At 39.0% G+C, this 16,442-nt stretch carries 14 protein-coding genes; 13 read left to right on the top strand and 1 reads right to left on the bottom strand.

What is annotated here, in order from left to right; translation table 11 throughout:
• Window positions 1–29: 29 nt before the first annotated feature.
• Window positions 30–1,319 (bottom strand): AAA family ATPase, encoded by a 1,290-nt coding sequence (locus tag WAA20_RS00200; RefSeq protein ID WP_073388331.1) that lies wholly within the window; start codon window positions 1,317–1,319, stop codon window positions 30–32.
• 561 nt (window positions 1,320–1,880) lie between these two features.
• On the opposite strand from WAA20_RS00200, the gene WAA20_RS00205 reads away from it, so the two are divergent.
• The 13 genes from WAA20_RS00205 to WAA20_RS00265 all read left to right on the top strand — a co-directional run bounded on the left by WAA20_RS00205 (window position 1,881) and on the right by WAA20_RS00265 (window position 16,353).
• Window positions 1,881–3,023 (top strand): hypothetical protein, encoded by a 1,143-nt coding sequence (locus tag WAA20_RS00205; protein WP_073388329.1) that lies wholly within the window; start codon window positions 1,881–1,883, stop codon window positions 3,021–3,023.
• A gap of 55 nt (window positions 3,024–3,078) precedes the next feature.
• Entirely contained in the window at window positions 3,079–3,486 is a 408-nt protein-coding gene (locus tag WAA20_RS00210; RefSeq protein WP_073388328.1) for a hypothetical protein, read from the top strand.
• A 64-nt stretch (window positions 3,487–3,550) separates the two neighbouring features.
• Window positions 3,551–3,955, top strand: coding sequence for a hypothetical protein (locus WAA20_RS00215; RefSeq protein ID WP_073388326.1), 405 nt, complete (start codon window positions 3,551–3,553; stop codon window positions 3,953–3,955).
• A gap of 22 nt (window positions 3,956–3,977) precedes the next feature.
• Entirely contained in the window at window positions 3,978–5,123 is a 1,146-nt protein-coding gene (locus WAA20_RS00220; RefSeq protein WP_073388325.1) for a DUF3048 domain-containing protein, read from the top strand.
• A gap of 24 nt (window positions 5,124–5,147) precedes the next feature.
• Window positions 5,148–5,954 carry a hypothetical protein gene (locus tag WAA20_RS00225; protein WP_073388324.1) on the top strand — a complete coding sequence of 269 codons (807 nt, stop codon included), beginning with the start codon at window positions 5,148–5,150 and terminating at the stop codon, window positions 5,952–5,954.
• 42 nt (window positions 5,955–5,996) lie between these two features.
• A complete protein-coding gene (locus tag WAA20_RS00230; RefSeq protein ID WP_073388323.1) occupies window positions 5,997–6,401 on the top strand; it encodes a hypothetical protein in 405 nt (134 codons plus the stop codon).
• 25 nt (window positions 6,402–6,426) lie between these two features.
• Window positions 6,427–6,831, top strand: coding sequence for a hypothetical protein (locus tag WAA20_RS00235; RefSeq protein ID WP_073388322.1), 405 nt, complete (start codon window positions 6,427–6,429; stop codon window positions 6,829–6,831).
• 28 nt (window positions 6,832–6,859) lie between these two features.
• Complete coding sequence (locus tag WAA20_RS00240) at window positions 6,860–8,443, top strand: hypothetical protein (RefSeq protein WP_073388321.1); 1,584 nt, start codon at window positions 6,860–6,862, stop codon at window positions 8,441–8,443.
• Between the two features lie 546 nt (window positions 8,444–8,989).
• Window positions 8,990–10,687: a serine/threonine-protein kinase gene (locus tag WAA20_RS00245; RefSeq protein ID WP_073388320.1), complete on the top strand. Its 1,698-nt coding sequence runs from the start codon at window positions 8,990–8,992 to the stop codon at window positions 10,685–10,687.
• Entirely contained in the window at window positions 10,684–11,211 is a 528-nt protein-coding gene (locus WAA20_RS00250; RefSeq protein ID WP_073388319.1) for a hypothetical protein, read from the top strand. The genes WAA20_RS00245 and WAA20_RS00250 overlap by 4 nt, the downstream gene beginning before the upstream one ends.
• A 33-nt stretch (window positions 11,212–11,244) precedes the next feature.
• A complete protein-coding gene (locus WAA20_RS00255; RefSeq protein ID WP_073388318.1) occupies window positions 11,245–12,069 on the top strand; it encodes a PP2C family serine/threonine-protein phosphatase in 825 nt (274 codons plus the stop codon).
• A 54-nt stretch (window positions 12,070–12,123) separates the two neighbouring features.
• Window positions 12,124–13,056, top strand: a complete 933-nt coding sequence (locus WAA20_RS00260; RefSeq protein WP_073388316.1) for an alpha/beta hydrolase — start codon at window positions 12,124–12,126, stop codon at window positions 13,054–13,056.
• 27 nt (window positions 13,057–13,083) lie between these two features.
• Entirely contained in the window at window positions 13,084–16,353 is a 3,270-nt protein-coding gene (locus tag WAA20_RS00265) for a glycoside hydrolase family 2 TIM barrel-domain containing protein (RefSeq protein WP_073388314.1), read from the top strand.
• Window positions 16,354–16,442 lie beyond the last annotated feature (89 nt).

A 16,442-nucleotide genomic window follows, 5' to 3' on the forward strand; every position in this document is an offset into this window, starting at 1 on the left:
CCAAGCATCACCCCCTTAAACATTTTTGGTCACATATTGCTAACAGCGTATAAAGGAATGTTAACCAGCCAATCTTGTTCCTTGTAGTTTAGAAGAGATAAGCGGATGGAAATACTCGGATGGAACTTATCATAAAAAGCCTTCAGACTCTTAGAATGAATGTTGGTTTCGGCTTTCACTTCTATTGGTACGGCATCCATTCCTTTTTGAATGAGGAAATCCTGCTCAAAAGTTGCAGCTGCTGTTCCGTAGTAATATGGAGTATAGGTTGTATCACTCATAATCTGCTGGAGAACATATTGTTCTGTAAGAGCACCTTTAAACTCCACAAATAACCTGTTTCCTTCAATTACAGAATGTAAATCCAATTCGCTCATTGCACCAAGTAATCCTATGTCAACGAAGAATAGCTTGAAGAAAGATAATTCTTTATAGGCTGAGAGCGGGATGTGTGGTTCGTTTACTTTATGAACGCGATATACTAAGCCGCTATCAACTAACCATTGGATTGCTTTTTCAAATTCTGCACTACGGGCGCCTTTTTTGATTTGTCCAAAAAAGAATTTCTTATTTTCTTTTGCTAACTGCATAGGGATAGAATCCCATACCATATTTATTCTTGGAAGTTCGTTGGGAGAGATATGCTTGCCAAAATCTCCTTTATATTGAAGAACAATTTCTTTTTGTAGTTCTCGAGCAGCTATATAATCATTATTATTTATGAATTTACTAACAACTTCAGGCATTCCACCTACATAAAAATAATTTTTTAGATGATAGATGTATTTTTCTGAAAAGCTATCTATTAAATCATAGTCTTTTGTCTCTAACGCATCAGCCAATCCCTTTTCACCTACAGCATGTAAGAATTCGCGGAAATTGAGAGGATATAGGTTGAGAGTCGTTACTTTGCCTACAGGATATGAAATTCCTTCATGTAGCGCTACACCTAATAAAGATCCGGCAACCATAATGTGGTATTCAGGCGCATCCTCGTAGAAGTATTTGAGAGATTCAAATGCTTTAGGGGCATTTTGGATTTCATCAAATATAATTAGAGTATCCTCTGATGAAATAGTAAAGCCAACTTCGATAGTAATAGCTGAAACGATTCGATTTATATCATAATCCTGTTCAAACACATGCTTCATTGCCTCATTGTTATAAAAAGAGATATAGGCAACTTTTTTATAATATAATCTTCCGAATTCTTTCATGAGCCAGGTTTTTCCTACCTGACGAGCTCCCATTATTACTAAAGGTTTACGATTATCATCGTTTTTCCATGCTTCTAGTTTTTTCATTGCAAAACGTTGCATTTATGCGACCTCCGAGGTGAATATTACATTTTTTAAGACCTGATTTTGGAGCTTGTATACATTTTTTAAGGTCTAAATGTATACTATGTGTACATTTTTTAAGACTTGATTACATCATTATGATACATTTTTTAAGGGCAAAGTGCAATAATGTGTAGCAGTCAAGAAAAGTGGACACGAAAAATGTTTTTTAATTGTTTTCTTTTTTAAAAGTGGACATACGCCACATTTTTGAACAGTTTTCTTTTTCAAAAGTAGGCACACAGAAAATTTTTCATGCCTTTTCTTTTTCAAAAGTAGACACGTCCCCAGAATGCGCTTGTTTACGGCGTTTCTGTAGCAGTCAAGAAAAGTGGATACGAAAAATGCATTTCATCGCATAAATCATGCATTTGGTCAGATAAACAACCCCTAAATTGATAAAAGACGTACAATAATGAAGCTTTTAGGTAAAATCCAAAATGCTTAAAGCAATCAACTACGCATCCTTGGATTTATCACAGAGTTTATCCGCTAAGTAGAGAGGATAATAATAGTTTTTTATTGAAAGGAAGAGGAAAAGTGAAAAGGAATTTTTGTAAATTATTAGCAGCAGCTATGGCAGCAACAACACTTATTTCTGGCTGTAATAGCGCGCAGCTTGAACTTGATTCAAAAGACGAAGTTGCAGTAGAAGAATCCGATTTTGCTGATTCTGAAAATGAGATCGACGAGGAGTCTGCAAACGAGAGTGAAGAATCATCAGAAGAAAAATCAGACGATGATGATTCCAAAGAGGATTCATCAACAGAAGCTTCAAATGAGTATTTCTATGCGGATGTACAGGATGAATATGTATATGCTGTAGATGAGTTCTTATATGAAGATATTACAGAAGTTTCTGTAAAAGTTGAACTTTTGGAAAGCTATGATGGTGGTAATGTATATTCTCTGAATATCGATTACGACGACTGTCCTGGAAGATATTATTATGAGACCACAGACAGATTTTATCTCGGAACAATTTATGTTACAGCTGATAGGATCTACATGATCAAAGATAGTGAATCAGTACCATCCAAGGAAGAATTCGAAGATTCAGGAATAGAAATCTGTTCTGCGCTGGATTCTGAAATAGACAAGAATGGCGAAGTAGTATCAATTGAAAACGATGGAGATGTATGCACATGCTCTATGTACAATAGCCAGACTGAAAGCGGATTTTACGAATCATTTGAGTGGACTAAAGGCAAAGGACTTACTCATTACAGATCAGGATATGGAGCAGAAGGCGATCCTATAGAACTTGACCTTAAAGATACAGATACTGAAAGCGCTTCTGAAGACGAAGTAGAATCAGCAGATCAGACAGAGGCGGTAGCAAAAGAGTTTTTCGAAGATCTTATCGGAACTTACACTTATGACAACGGAAGCCAGGTCGGAAAAGAAGGCGTCGTTGAGATCAAGAATATAGATGATAGATTGGTTATTGCAGATTATTTAGGCGGTAATACATCAAACTATCGCTATATGTTCAATACAAGCGAATGCGTCAAAGTTGAAGGTGACATGGCATATGTTGAATATGCTCATTCTGCCCGCGAAGACGGAACTGCAGACTATTGGTACTATGTTTTTGAAAAGACTGAAACTGGCATAAATGTATATTTCAGTGAAGACTCATTTGAGGATGAAGAGCTTTTATATAACGCCAATAAGGACTAATCCGTATAACTTTTAAGTTAATGTGCGCATAGTTACTGAATTAGAGGGGTGTGTGATGAAAAAGAAAGAATTAAAAATCCTATTTATAGTTTCAGGAATATTACTATGCATTGTACTTTTCTTTTTCCTCAAATACGGAAGAAGAGAAGTTGCGAAAGAATATTATCCAGTAGATCCTGATTATTATGTCAAAGTATATCAAAATGGTTTTTTCAAAGGCCATGAATTTCGATGCGTAGCTATTTTGTATGGCCCCAACGGAGAAATATCAAGAGAATATTTTAATGCAATGTCTACGGATTGCCTTCCCAAAAGACACATGGATTATAGCGTTATTATCGAATGGGAAGACGATTATGTTTCTGTTAGTGTAAGAGATCCAGAGAGCGGAGGACTAACAAGAAATTTCTATATTGATGGAAGAATTACTTTGGAAGATCGACATTGGGGAGCTGGATTTTGATCTGATTAGCTGGATTAGTATTATCAAAAGCGATAAGGATTATATTCTATAAGGACGATTAAGGATGAGCAAAAGGCGGATTAGCATAGGGATTTTCATAATATTCATTATATTGTGTGGAGCTTTTTTATTATTTGGAAGAAGGGAAATAGCAACAGTTCATAATCCTTCAGATGATAATTACTATATTAAGGTATATCAGATAGGGTATATGTATACTACACATTATCATTGTGTAAGCATTTTATATGGACCCGATGGAGAAATATCAAGAGAGTATTTTGAAGCGTTTTCGACTGATCAGGGTGAGCCAAGATATATGAGAGAAGGTCAAAGTATAGAAATCGAATGGCATGATGATTGTGTTTCCGTGAGTTCAACGGATCGTGGATGCTATGGAACAACAAGAAAATTCTATATTGATGGACGGATTTCCTTAGAGACTTGTATGTGGGATGTGGATTGGTAATGATCCAATTTGGAGGAATGGTATGAATAATATTTCAAAAGGTATTATTATAGGCCTTTGTACGGCAATGATAGTTGCATGTGGTAAGGATGATCCCAATAAACAGCTATCGACAGAAGCTTCGTCAGAAGTGGAAGATGTGAAAACAGCAGCTACAGATACATCAACTTCTTACAATGAAAATAAGAGCAGTAATAATACAAAAATCGAGATACCTGAAGGAATGTACATCAGTGAACTCACTGGTGAGCCTATAGATGAAAAAATTAAAGATCAGCGTCCTATTGCAGTAATGATAGATAATGAGGAAGAATCTTTTCCTCACTATGGAACAACTCAGGCAGATATCGTATATGAACTAATTAATACTACAAGGATAGATCGATTAACACGTCTTATGTGCATATACAAAGACTGGGGAGATATTCAGAAAATTGGAAATATCCGAAGTGCTCAGCCTACAAATATAGTACTTGCAGCCGAGTTTAATGCTGTTCTGTGTCATGATGGTGGCCCCTGGTTTAATGATGAATATTTCGAGCAGGAAATATATGCAGATCATTTTACAGGAGTTTTTAGCAGAGACCTTAGTATAAGAGATAATCTTTATGACAAGTTTATTTTGAAGGGGGACTTGGACAATGCATTCGCCAATTCTATTATTTCTCCAACATATAGCGAGACCTATTCTGATTACGACAAAAAATTCAAATTTACGGATTATGGCACAGTAGTAGATCTTAAGACTCAGGCTGCAGAAGTATCGGATGTTGTAGAATTGGTTCTTCCTTTTTATCATAACAAATCAACATTAAGATATAACGGACAGACTGAGAAGTACGAATATTATGAATACGGAAAACTTTATCAGGAAGCTGAAGATAGTGCGCCACTTGCTTTTGATAATGTAATTCTTCAGAGTACTCAAATTTATAAAATGGATGATAATGGATACCTTAGGTATTATTTCCAGCGTTCTGAAAAGAATTGTGGTTACTATATTACGAAAGGCCAGTGCATTCCTATTTACTGGGATAGAGATTTTGATACAGATATAGTCCATTACTATTCAGATGAATCATATACTCAAGAGATTCAGATCAATACAGGAAAAACATATATAGCACTGGTTCCAAATGATACTTGGGATGAAGTAAGTCTTAAGTAATGAGATAAGAAAGGAAAATAAAAAGTGAAAAAGGACTTTAGTAAATTTATAGTAACAGCAATGGTAGCAACAACATTCTTATCAGGTTGCAATAGCGCCCAGCTTGAACTTGATTCAGAAGATGAAGCAACAATAGAAGAATCCGCAGAAGAGATTTCTGAAGACAAGGATGATGCAGCAACAGATGATTCTGTAGAAGAAGTTTCAAAAGATGATAAAGATGCTAAAACAGATGATTCAACAGAAGAAGTTGTTATAGACGGAACAATCATCAGCCAAACTAACAACTACGCTTATGTAGTACATGGAGATAATGAGTACTGCTCAGTTAACCTCTGTGAATCCGGAGAAGAATTATGCACTATAAAACAGGAAGACTGTGACTATCCGGTTAATTTCGAAGAAGGTAAAGTTGAAGAATATGAAAACCTCCTGGGAAGTAGCAGCTTTGTAATAACTATTCAGAGTGGAGATTATTATCTTCTTGAAGTTTATAGCTGTAAAGATGAAGATGTTGAATGTATTGAAGAAGATTATATTACTGATTACTTCGTAGAAGATATAGATAGTGACGGCCATGATGAACTAATAGTAAACATGATATATATGGCAGGCGGAAGAGGAGGAGTCTTTATATTCAGAAAAAATAATGATTCTATCCAATCTGCAAAAGTTAACGCGGACTATAACCAGGTTAACGTATTCTATGATTCAGAAAACAAAGAAATCAATATTTCTTATCCAACAGATAGCGGTGAGTTTGAGGAAATTACAATTCCTATAGAAGATGCGCTGAACGATCCAGAGATGGTAGAATTTGAAGACATTTGAGGGGGTAATGCATTTATATAGTATCAATAAGGATGATGAAGAATGAATAAAAAACGGATTAAAATAGGTGTTTTCATAATATTCATTATATTGTGTGGTGCTTTTTTATTATTTGGAAGAAAGAAAATAGCAACAGTTCATAATCCTTCGGATAATAATTACTATATCAAGGTATATCAGATTGGGTATATGTATACTACACATTATCATTGTGTAAGTATTCTGTATGGACCCGATGGAGAAATATCAAGAGCGTATTTTGAAGCATTTTCAACAGATCGTCTTAAGCCAAGATATATGAGAGAAGACCAAAATTTATATATCGAATGGCATGATGATTATGTTTCTGTAAGATATGCAGATCATGCAACCAAAGGAACTATAAGAGATTTTTATTTGGATGGACGAATCACCTCGACGCCTTGCCTATGGGACGTGGACTGGTAATCGCTTAATTTGGAGGTGGAACAAGATGAAAAAGAAGCTAAAAAACATAGCCATTATTGTTGGAATGGTTTTGGCTATCGCATTAATTCTTTTCCTAAAATTAGGAAGAAGAGAAGTGAAAACTGTATATAATCCATTAGACGATGGTTATTACGTAACGTTTTATCAGATAGGATATTTAAAAGATTATGAATATCACTGCATATGCATTTTATATGGACCAAACGGCGAAATATCCAGAGAATATCTTGATGCAATGTCGACTGACCAGCTTGTAAAAAGGCATATGGATAATAGAGTAGCTATCGAATGGAATGAAGATCATGTTTCTGTAAGCGTACGTGATCCTGAAGAAGGAGGACTAACAAGAAATTTTTATCTTGATGGAAAAATAACATCGGAAAAGTGCCATTGGGGAGCAGATTTCTAGTGATTTTACAGGAAAAGGAAGAGTAAAAGTGAAAAAGAATATTATTAAATCTGTAGCAGGAGTTATGGCAACTGCGATGGTTATATCCGGGTGTACTTCTTCGGTTATTGAATTGAGTGACGATACAGATGAGAATAATACTGATAATGTAAGTCAGGAAGAGAATGATAATTCGAATTCATCAAATAGTTCTGATGAAAAAAATAGCAAAGCCGATTCTGAATCTAGCAGCAGTGATCAAAATGATAATGAAGACACCATGTGGGACTCTCCAATGGCTGAATATGTACCAGAGTCGCCATATCCGTATTATATAAGCTTTGTAAATGGAGAAATAGCTACAAAATCCGATGATTATTATTTTTCTGATTACATAACAGGAGACTATAAATACACCTGCTGTGATCTCAGCGGAGACGGAATAGCTGAACTTGTTTTGCTGACCCAAGAAGATGATGAAGAAAAGCTAATAGTATTTACTTATGATAGTGACAAGGGCGTAATAAGCAATTCGATAGCTTGTAGCTTTAATTCGGATTGCGATTACATTTCAAAGAATGGTTTTGTGCTCCTAAATTCATATAAAGATGAATCCGGGAACCGGTACAGTGGCAAGACAGATGACGAGTCTTACACACAAAAGATAAGCGCAATATTATCAACGGGTTCTTCCATAAAGGGATACTCACTATTTGAATGGCAAAGGGATGCAGGCAGTAGCGAGTATGATGGCCCTTCTGAAGATGTTTACGATCAGATCATGGAGATGGCATCTGATCAGGTCACCTTATCTGAAGGAGAAAAGCCCGAAGATATGATTCCATATCTGGAAGAATGTGAAAAAAGCTTTGATGATTCAATCGAAGAATTCAAGCTCTTTAAACAGAATGGAAACGGCATATTCAGCAACCTTGGCAGCGCAGATTTACCGGATAATGAATATGAAGATGCAGATGAAGCATATGAAGCTTTTATAAATAATGAAACGACGGTAAGGTGCGAATATGGAATAAAGGCATATGATACTTATTTTTCATATATTTATGGAGAAAAGTATTCGTTATCCAGATGGTATGATCCGGATGATTCTGATACATTGGAAACCCGCTATATAGACTGTGGAGATGATGGGAGCAAGGAGCTGGTAATTAGCGTTACAGAAGAATTAAATTATGAGCCCATCGAATCTATATATGTTATCAGCTTTTATGAGGGGCACTTATATTTGCGCTTTGTTACTGAGAGTAGCTCCAGGTCATATGTTTCCATTGGAGATAATGGGGACATTTATGGTGGCGGAAGTGCAAGTGATCTTATAGAGATCAGGGACGAGGCATTTTTGGATTCGGATATTATCTTTCACTATGTCTATCAGTTAGAAATGGTAAGTGGAGAAGCCCTAAAGGATTATTTTCCAAATGTAAATGACGAACCAGAAGAACTCTTAACAATTTACATCTATACAATAGACGGTGAAGAATACCATGTTCCTTACTATAATTTTGAAGAAGTAACAGATGAAGGCGAATACACTGATTTTATGAAAGCTTGTGAAGAGCAGGGAATATCTTTTTCTTCACAAGAAGATATAGATGAGCTTATAGAAGAGTAAAAAGAAAAAGTATCTAGGGAGAATATATAGTTAATCAGCAAGAGGCATTTGGAGATGATGCTTACGAGTATATAGATGCTAGCACTAATATCCTGGATCATCAGGACGAGTTTAAAGATTTATAGTACCTTTTGAGGGGGGTGATGCCAGAGGCATTACCCCCTGATTTTTGCATTTCGTCATCCAAAAATGCATTTCGTCGTATAAATCTTACCGTTCGTCGGAAATCGTAACGAAAAATAATAAAAAAATGTATATTTAAGAAGCTGTCGGTGTTGAGCTTTGACCTTTTAGTAATGACATTATAATATCGGCAGCTTTCATCAAGAAGCACTCTCAGGTATGAAAAAAGAGGGGATGGGCAATCATGGGGAGATTGCTCGAGTCAGATGTTTTTAGCTAAATTTTAACAGGATCCTGGTCACCACGACCGGGATTTTGTTGTATTAGGGCAGTTCTTGAAATTTCTATTCAAGAATGACATAATTACATAACCCAATGTTTGATTTTTGGGAAATTGTTTTTTATGTATTGCAAGGATTTTTTATGTTACAGATCGGATCTTTAGTTGACGGCAAATATAAGATACTGAGTATTATCGGGCAGGGCGGAATGAGCACTGTCTATCTTGCGATTAATGAAAGAGCCAATAAACCCTGGGCTATCAAAGAGGTCAGGAAGAACGGCGTTAGTAATTACGAGGTAGTCAAGCAGAGCCTTGTCATGGAAACCGATATGCTCAAGCAGCTCTCTCACCCTAATCTCCCCAGTATTGTAGACGTTATCGATACAGATGAATGTTTTCTTATCGTAATGGACTATATCGAAGGAAATACTCTCTTAAGAGCCATAGAAGAATACGGCGCTCAGCCACAGGACAAGGTTATAGGATGGGCCAAGGAGCTGTGTGACGTTCTTTCGTATCTTCATACGAGAAAGTCCCCAATCATATACAGGGACTTAAAACCCGCAAATATAATGCTTAAACCTGACGGAACCATCACTCTTATCGATTTTGGAACCGCCAGAACATATAAAAAAGACAGAATAGAAGACACCACATGTCTTGGTACAAGAGGCTACGCCGCTCCCGAACAGTTTGGAGGAAGAGGCCAGACAGATGAAAGGACAGATATTTACAATCTTGGAGCGACTCTTTATCATCTGGTGACAGGCCATAATCCTGGCGAACCTCCTTATGAGATGTACCCCATAAGACAGTGGAATCCGACTCTTTCAGCCGGCCTTGAGCAGATCATTTTGAAATGTACTCAGCTAAACCCTGCTGACAGATACCAGTCAAGCGCTCAGGTCATGTACGATCTTGAGCATTATAGCGAGCTTGATAAGGATTATAGGAAAAGAGCCGGACTTCGAGTTGCCATGTTTGGCATAACAACTGCGATAACACTTTCCTGCGCAGGGGCAGCAGCTTTTTTGCTACTATCATCCAATAAATTGCAAAAAGACAGTTATGTATCCTATATAGAAGAAGCCAGAAGCCATCCAAATGTTACAGGCCAGATCGATAATTATGAGGAAGCGATAGCTCTTGCCCCCATGAACGGTACTGCATATCTTGAGCTTCTCAATCAGGTATATCTTCTTGATGATAATTTCACGCCTGAAGAGGATGAGCAGTTAAGGCAGCTCCTTATAACTCAGTATGATAACAAAAGAACTTATGAACAGATGCTTGCAACAGACGAAAAGGCATATGATGAGTTTGCATACAGGCTTGGTCTTGCTTACTTCTACTGCTATGACGTCGAAGGCAATAAGCCTATGTCTACCAAATGGCTTGATATAGCAGCAAAGTCCAAGACCCTTGACGAAGTCAAAGTCACAAGGGCTCAAAGGCTTGGCATGATAGCATCCTACTATTCAAGACTTGGTAAAACAAGTAAGACAGGGGATGAAGTAATAAGCTATTCACAGTACTGGAACGACCTTGTAGAGATAACCCAGGGTGACATATCGCTTGAAGATAATACTACAACCGCCCTTATGGTATACAAAGAGATGGTAAGCCAGATAAGCAAGCATTCCGAGGAGTTCCAAAAGGCCGGGGTCACCTATGAAGAAATAGTAGCCCAGCTTGATAATATCAAAACAAGACTTGATACAGATATTATCACGACACCCGAAGATGAAGAGAGGATCAAACCGCTCAAGGACAATCTGTATCAGAACCTTGAGCTTGCCTATAAGGCTGTTGATGGAGCCTATAAGGAGGCACAGTGAGTATTAGAAATATTTATATATTCGCATTATCTGCGAATTCAAATGTAGCGAAGATCAATAAAACATCGCTTATTTACAACAAGACAGCGATCGTCCTTTTGGCAATTGCGGCACTGTTTTTTGTCATATCAATATTTATCTGGTTCAAGATGAACATAAGGCACGAAATAATAGTTCTTACAGGACTTGGTGTCAAAAAAGAAGTTGCCAGAATAGAAAAGATAGCCAAAAGAGAAACAGAAGATGCTGTTAGTATGGCTCCAATAAGGAACGGAGAGAATGCTGACATCATGGATAACAACATCACGCAGAACCTCAATGACAGGCAGACTGTGCCGTTAAGACACACAGTTCCCATCGGAGTATCTGCAACATATAACGAAGTAAACGAAACTACTCCAATAGGATTTATGGGCGAAGAAGAAACAGCTCTTCTTGAAGAATGCGCGCCTAAAGCGCCGCAAGGCAATTCATCATTCGTAGTTGAAAAGGATGAGGTATATATTTCAAACAACAAACAGTAAATTCAGCAACAAAGGAAAGAGCACAAAGACTATATGTATTATCAAGCAGGACTTGCAACAGACAAAGGGACAGTAAAAGAAATAAATCAGGACGCCATGATGCTCAAGGTGGCTATGTCTAAGGAATTTGGCCGTATTGCTTTTGGCCTTGTGTGCGATGGATGCGGCGGCCTTTCTTATGGAGAGATAGCCAGCGCTTCATACGTAAGGAGGATGGAAGACTGGTTTTATAATGAACTTCCGGGCATTTTGTCCAACGAAGATGACACCAGAAAGCTCGATGCAACGTGCGATAACACCTATGATCCGATCGAGCTTATTAAAGGCAACTGGACATACATATCTACGGAGATGAATGACAGACTCCATGATTACGGCATCCAGAAGCATACGAATGTCGGTACTACAGTCTGCATGCTGATCATTCTTGGCAATGAGTATCTTGCCATGAACATAGGAGATTCAAGGATCTACAGATATTCAGACAGCAAGGTGTCATGCATTACACATGACCATTCATATGTTCAGAAGCAGCTCGATGAAGGCCGTATTTCGGAAAAAGAGGCCCTGAACAGCCCCATGAAGAGCGTACTCCTTCAGTGCGTAGGTGCTGTAAGCAAGGTCGATCCTTTTTTTACCAGAGGAACTATAGACACAGATGAGACATTTGTACTGTGCTGCGACGGCTTCTGGCGAAAGACTTCCCAGAGCGATTTTGAAAAGATCATGACACGCTCTGAGCAGGATACTGAAGATCAAATAGAAGCAGCCTTAAAAGATCATATCGAATGGCTCAAAAAAGACGGGGAAAACGACAATATTTCAGCTATTCTTGTCAGGGCCCGGGATGCAATTTGACAGTAAATGAGATATACTGATGAATATAGATTAGTAGACAGGAAGGTGACGTTTATGAGTAAAAAGTCAGGATTTGTACTTCTAAGTGTACTTTCGGGAGTGTTATTCGGGGGAGCATTTGCTGGTAATAAACTTTACGATTTTGCTATAAAGCCAAGACAGCGTGCCGATTCAACTCCTGATTCATCTGAGCTCGTGACAAGAGGCCGTAAGTGGGTCAGAAATCATGCAGAGCGCAGAGACATATATATCAATTCTATAGATTCTTTAAGACTACACGCAAGTTTCATTCCGGGCAAAGAGAATGAGCATCATTACGTGGTTTTGATCCATGGTATCTGGGATAGCTCAGAAGGAATGGGCATTTATGCTCAGGAATATGAGAAAAAAGGCTGGAACATGCTCCTTCCAGATCTTCGAGGTTTTGGCCAGAGTGAAGGCGACTATGTCGGCTATGGTAACGATGACCGCTATGACATTATCGAATGGATATACTGGATCATCAAAAGAGACCCGCAGGCGAGGATCCTTCTTCACGGAACATCTATGGGAGCAGCTACAACCCTTATGGTAACAGGCGAATCTCTTCCGGAAAATGTTAAGTGTGCTATTTCAGACAGCTCATATACAACGGTTAAGGAAGAGTTCCTGGATGTATATGAAACTCTTGATCCCAAGGTTGCGATCATACCTAAATGGCTTGCACTACCTCTTCTTCGTCTTGAAGTTAAGATTCGTGCCGGATACGACTTCTATAAGATTAAGCCTATAGAAGCAGTTAAGAACTCCACGACTCCGACTCTCTTCCTTCACGGAGATGCAGATAAGTTTGTTAAGCCTTCAATGTGCCGCGAACTTTTCGATGCAGCTGCCTGCAAGAAAGAGTTCTGCATGACACTTGGAGCTAAGCATATCGAAGGTGTATGGGTAGATTCCAAGAAGTATTGGAAGAAGATTGATGAGTTCTTAGAGCATAATAATTTCTAAAGGATAGGGGTAAAGGAAACGTATAATATGGGTAATTTTGGTTACGAAAAGCTAGAAGATCCGGGATATTTTGCAGAAAACCGTCTCCCGGCTCACTCAGATCACATCGTATGCAGAAATCTTCAGGAAGCATGGGATGAGGAAAGTTCTTTAAGATTATCTCTTAACGGAAATTGGAAATTCAAATATTCAGCTAATCTTCTGGAGCTTCCAATGAGGTTCGAAGCTTTAGACGTTGACTGCCACGCATGGGCAGATATTCGTGTGCCTGCACATATGCAGCTCGAAGGATACGGCGTACCTCAGTACGTCAATGTTCAATATCCATGGGATGGACACGAGGATATCGATCCTCCGAAGATCCCTACTAAGGATCATCCTGTTGGAAACTACGTTAAGTACTTTACACTTCCTAAGGGATTTGCAGAGCACGGTCTTTATATCAGTTTTGACGGCGTAGAGAGCGCTTTTGCCCTTTGGCTTAACGGAGAGTATGTAGGCTACAGCTCTTCTTCTTTTGATGCCAAGGAGTTCGATCTTACACCTTATGCAAAGGAAGATGGCGAGAACAAGCTTGCTGTGCAGGTATTTAAGTACAACTCAGGAAGCTGGATGGAAGATCAGGACATGTTCAGATTTTCCGGAATCTTCAGGGATGTAACTCTTTTTACAAGAACAAAGGGAATAGACGTTTACGATATTAAAGCAGTTACCAGCCTTTCAGATAATTACCAGAAAGGTGAACTTAAAGTTACACTTAAGGGCTGCGGCAAGGGCCAGATGACTCTCCAGCTCTTTAAGGAAAAGTGGGACAAAGCCCTCAACATACAGACAACAGATGGCGACGAGATTTGCTCTGAAAATGTATCATGGACAGGCAAGATAGTAAATGAGAAGGTATTTGAAGGTGTCGGCTTTACAGATCCTAAGAGAAATCTCTGCACAGATGTAGCAGAAGTATCTTTAAACGTGGATGCTCCTGATCTTTGGAGCGCAGAGGATCCTAATCTCTATGCCCTTATCATCACCTTATATGATGAAAACGGCGAAGAGTGCGGAACCATCCTTCAGGAAATCGGCTTCAGAGAATTCGTCATGGGTGATGATCACATCATGTATTTAAATGGTAAACGTATCGTATTCAACGGTACAGATCGCCATGAATTCTCAGCAAGAACAGGTCGTGCCCTTTCAAGAAAAGACATGGAGACTGACATCATCAATATGAAGAGAAACAACATCAATGCTCTTCGTATGAGTCATTATCCTAACAACAGCTACATGTACAAACTCTGTGACAGATTCGGAATCTATGTAATCGACGAGACCAATCTTGAAACTCACGGAACCTGGGATGCAGCAGGACGTGGCAAAAAGCCTGAAAGCTACATGGTTCCTTATGATAACCTTGACTGGCTTTCCATGCTCCTTGACCGCGGAACATCTATGCTTGAGCGAGACAAGAATCATCCGTCCGTTATCATCTGGTCATGCGGTAACGAAGCATACGGCGGCAGAGTAATATTCGAGCTGTCCAATTACTTCAGAAAGACAGATCCTACAAGACTTGTCCACTATGAAGGCATCTGCCACGACAGAAGATTCAATGACACATCAGATATGGAATCCCGCATGTATCCTCCTGTTGAAGAGATCAAAGACTTCCTTAAGGAGCACCGTGACAAGCCATTTATCTGCTGCGAATATACTCACGCTATGGGTAATTCCTGCGGCGCAATGTACAAATATACTGACCTTACAGAAGAAGAGCCTCTGTATCAGGGCGGATTCATCTGGGATTATATAGATCAGTCCATTATAAGAAAAGACCGCTATGGCAATGAATTCCAGGGCTACGGCGGAGACTTTGGTGAAAGACCTAATGACGGTGACTTTTGCGGTAACGGAATAGCATTTGGCGGCGACGAGAGAAAGCCTTCACCCAAGATGCAGAGCGTAAAATATAACTACCAGCCATTTGCTGTCATCGTTGATGAGGATGAAGACATTGTTACAGTCAGAAACAGAACTCTTTTTACAAACACAGATAAGTATGTGATGAGGGTTTGCGTTAAGAGCTATGGCAAGACTGAGTATCAGAAGGATTACATCGTATCAGTTGAGCCGGGCGAGCAGGAAGTGTTCGGACTTTCACTTGAAGAGAAAATCGGCTATGGCGAGATCTGCAACAAGACAGGCGAATATGTTATAAACGTATCTTTCCTCCTTAAGGAAGACACAAGATACGCTGAGGCCGGTCACGAAGTTGCTTTCGGTGAAGATGTATTTATCGTTGAAAACGGACCTGAGTATGCTACAGAGGACGAAACATCCGGAATCATCATTCCGGAGAAGGTATTTGGAAATGATAGCGATATCTCTTTTGCCAAGGATAAGCCATACACTATCACTTACGGTATGTGCAATATCGGCATTAAGGGAGAGCATTTCGAAGCTCTCTTTACAGATGGAGTAGGCCTTACAAGCTATAAATATATGGGCAAAGAAATGCTGGATTCCAAGGTTATGCCTAACTTCTGGAGAGCACCCACTCAGAATGACTATGGTAACGGTGAACCTGCCCGCTATGCCCAGTGGAAGATCGCCAGCATGTACCTTATGCCAAAGGTTGATATCTATACCAAGTATGAGCATTTCCTTGGTGGAACAGAGCTTGATGTAAAAGAGCACGATGATCATGTAAGCATCAAGTACAACTATAAGCTCTGGACAAGCCCTGAGGGTGAGTGCTTCCTTGTGTATGACGTATACGGTGATGGAAGTATCAGAATGACACTTTCTTATGATCCTGTAGAGGGACTTAAGGACATGCCTGAGTTTGGTATCATCTTCAAGATGAATGCGGATTATCATAACCTTAAGTGGTACGGATACGGACCAGAAGAAACTTATTCCGACAAGATGCAGGGAGCAAAGCTTTCCATGTTTGAAGGAAAAGCTGAAACGCAGCTTGCACCATACCTACTTCCTCAGGAATCAGGCAATCATGCAGGCGTAAGATTTGCTTCTGTAACAGACGAAAGAGGAAGAGGACTTCTCATCGCTACTGAGATTCCGGATGGAATGAGCTTCTCAGCGCTTCCTTGGACACCGCACGAGATAGAGAATGCAGCTCACCACTATGAGCTTCCGCCTATCCACTATACAGTTGTAAGAGCGTCCCTTGGACAGCTTGGAATAGCAGGAGATAATACATGGGGATCACTTACACACCCTGAGTTCAAACTTCCTGTAGATAAAAAAGTTGAATTCTCAGTAATGATGAGAGGTATATAAAAAGATTCAAAAGATCTGGAGAGTAGTTTTTCTATTCTTCAGGTCTTTTGTTTTATGAAAGAGAATTGGTTTGATAAGAACTACAATAA

This window comes from Butyrivibrio fibrisolvens, assembly GCF_037113525.1.
GTDB classification, from domain to species: domain Bacteria; phylum Bacillota; class Clostridia; order Lachnospirales; family Lachnospiraceae; genus Butyrivibrio; species Butyrivibrio fibrisolvens.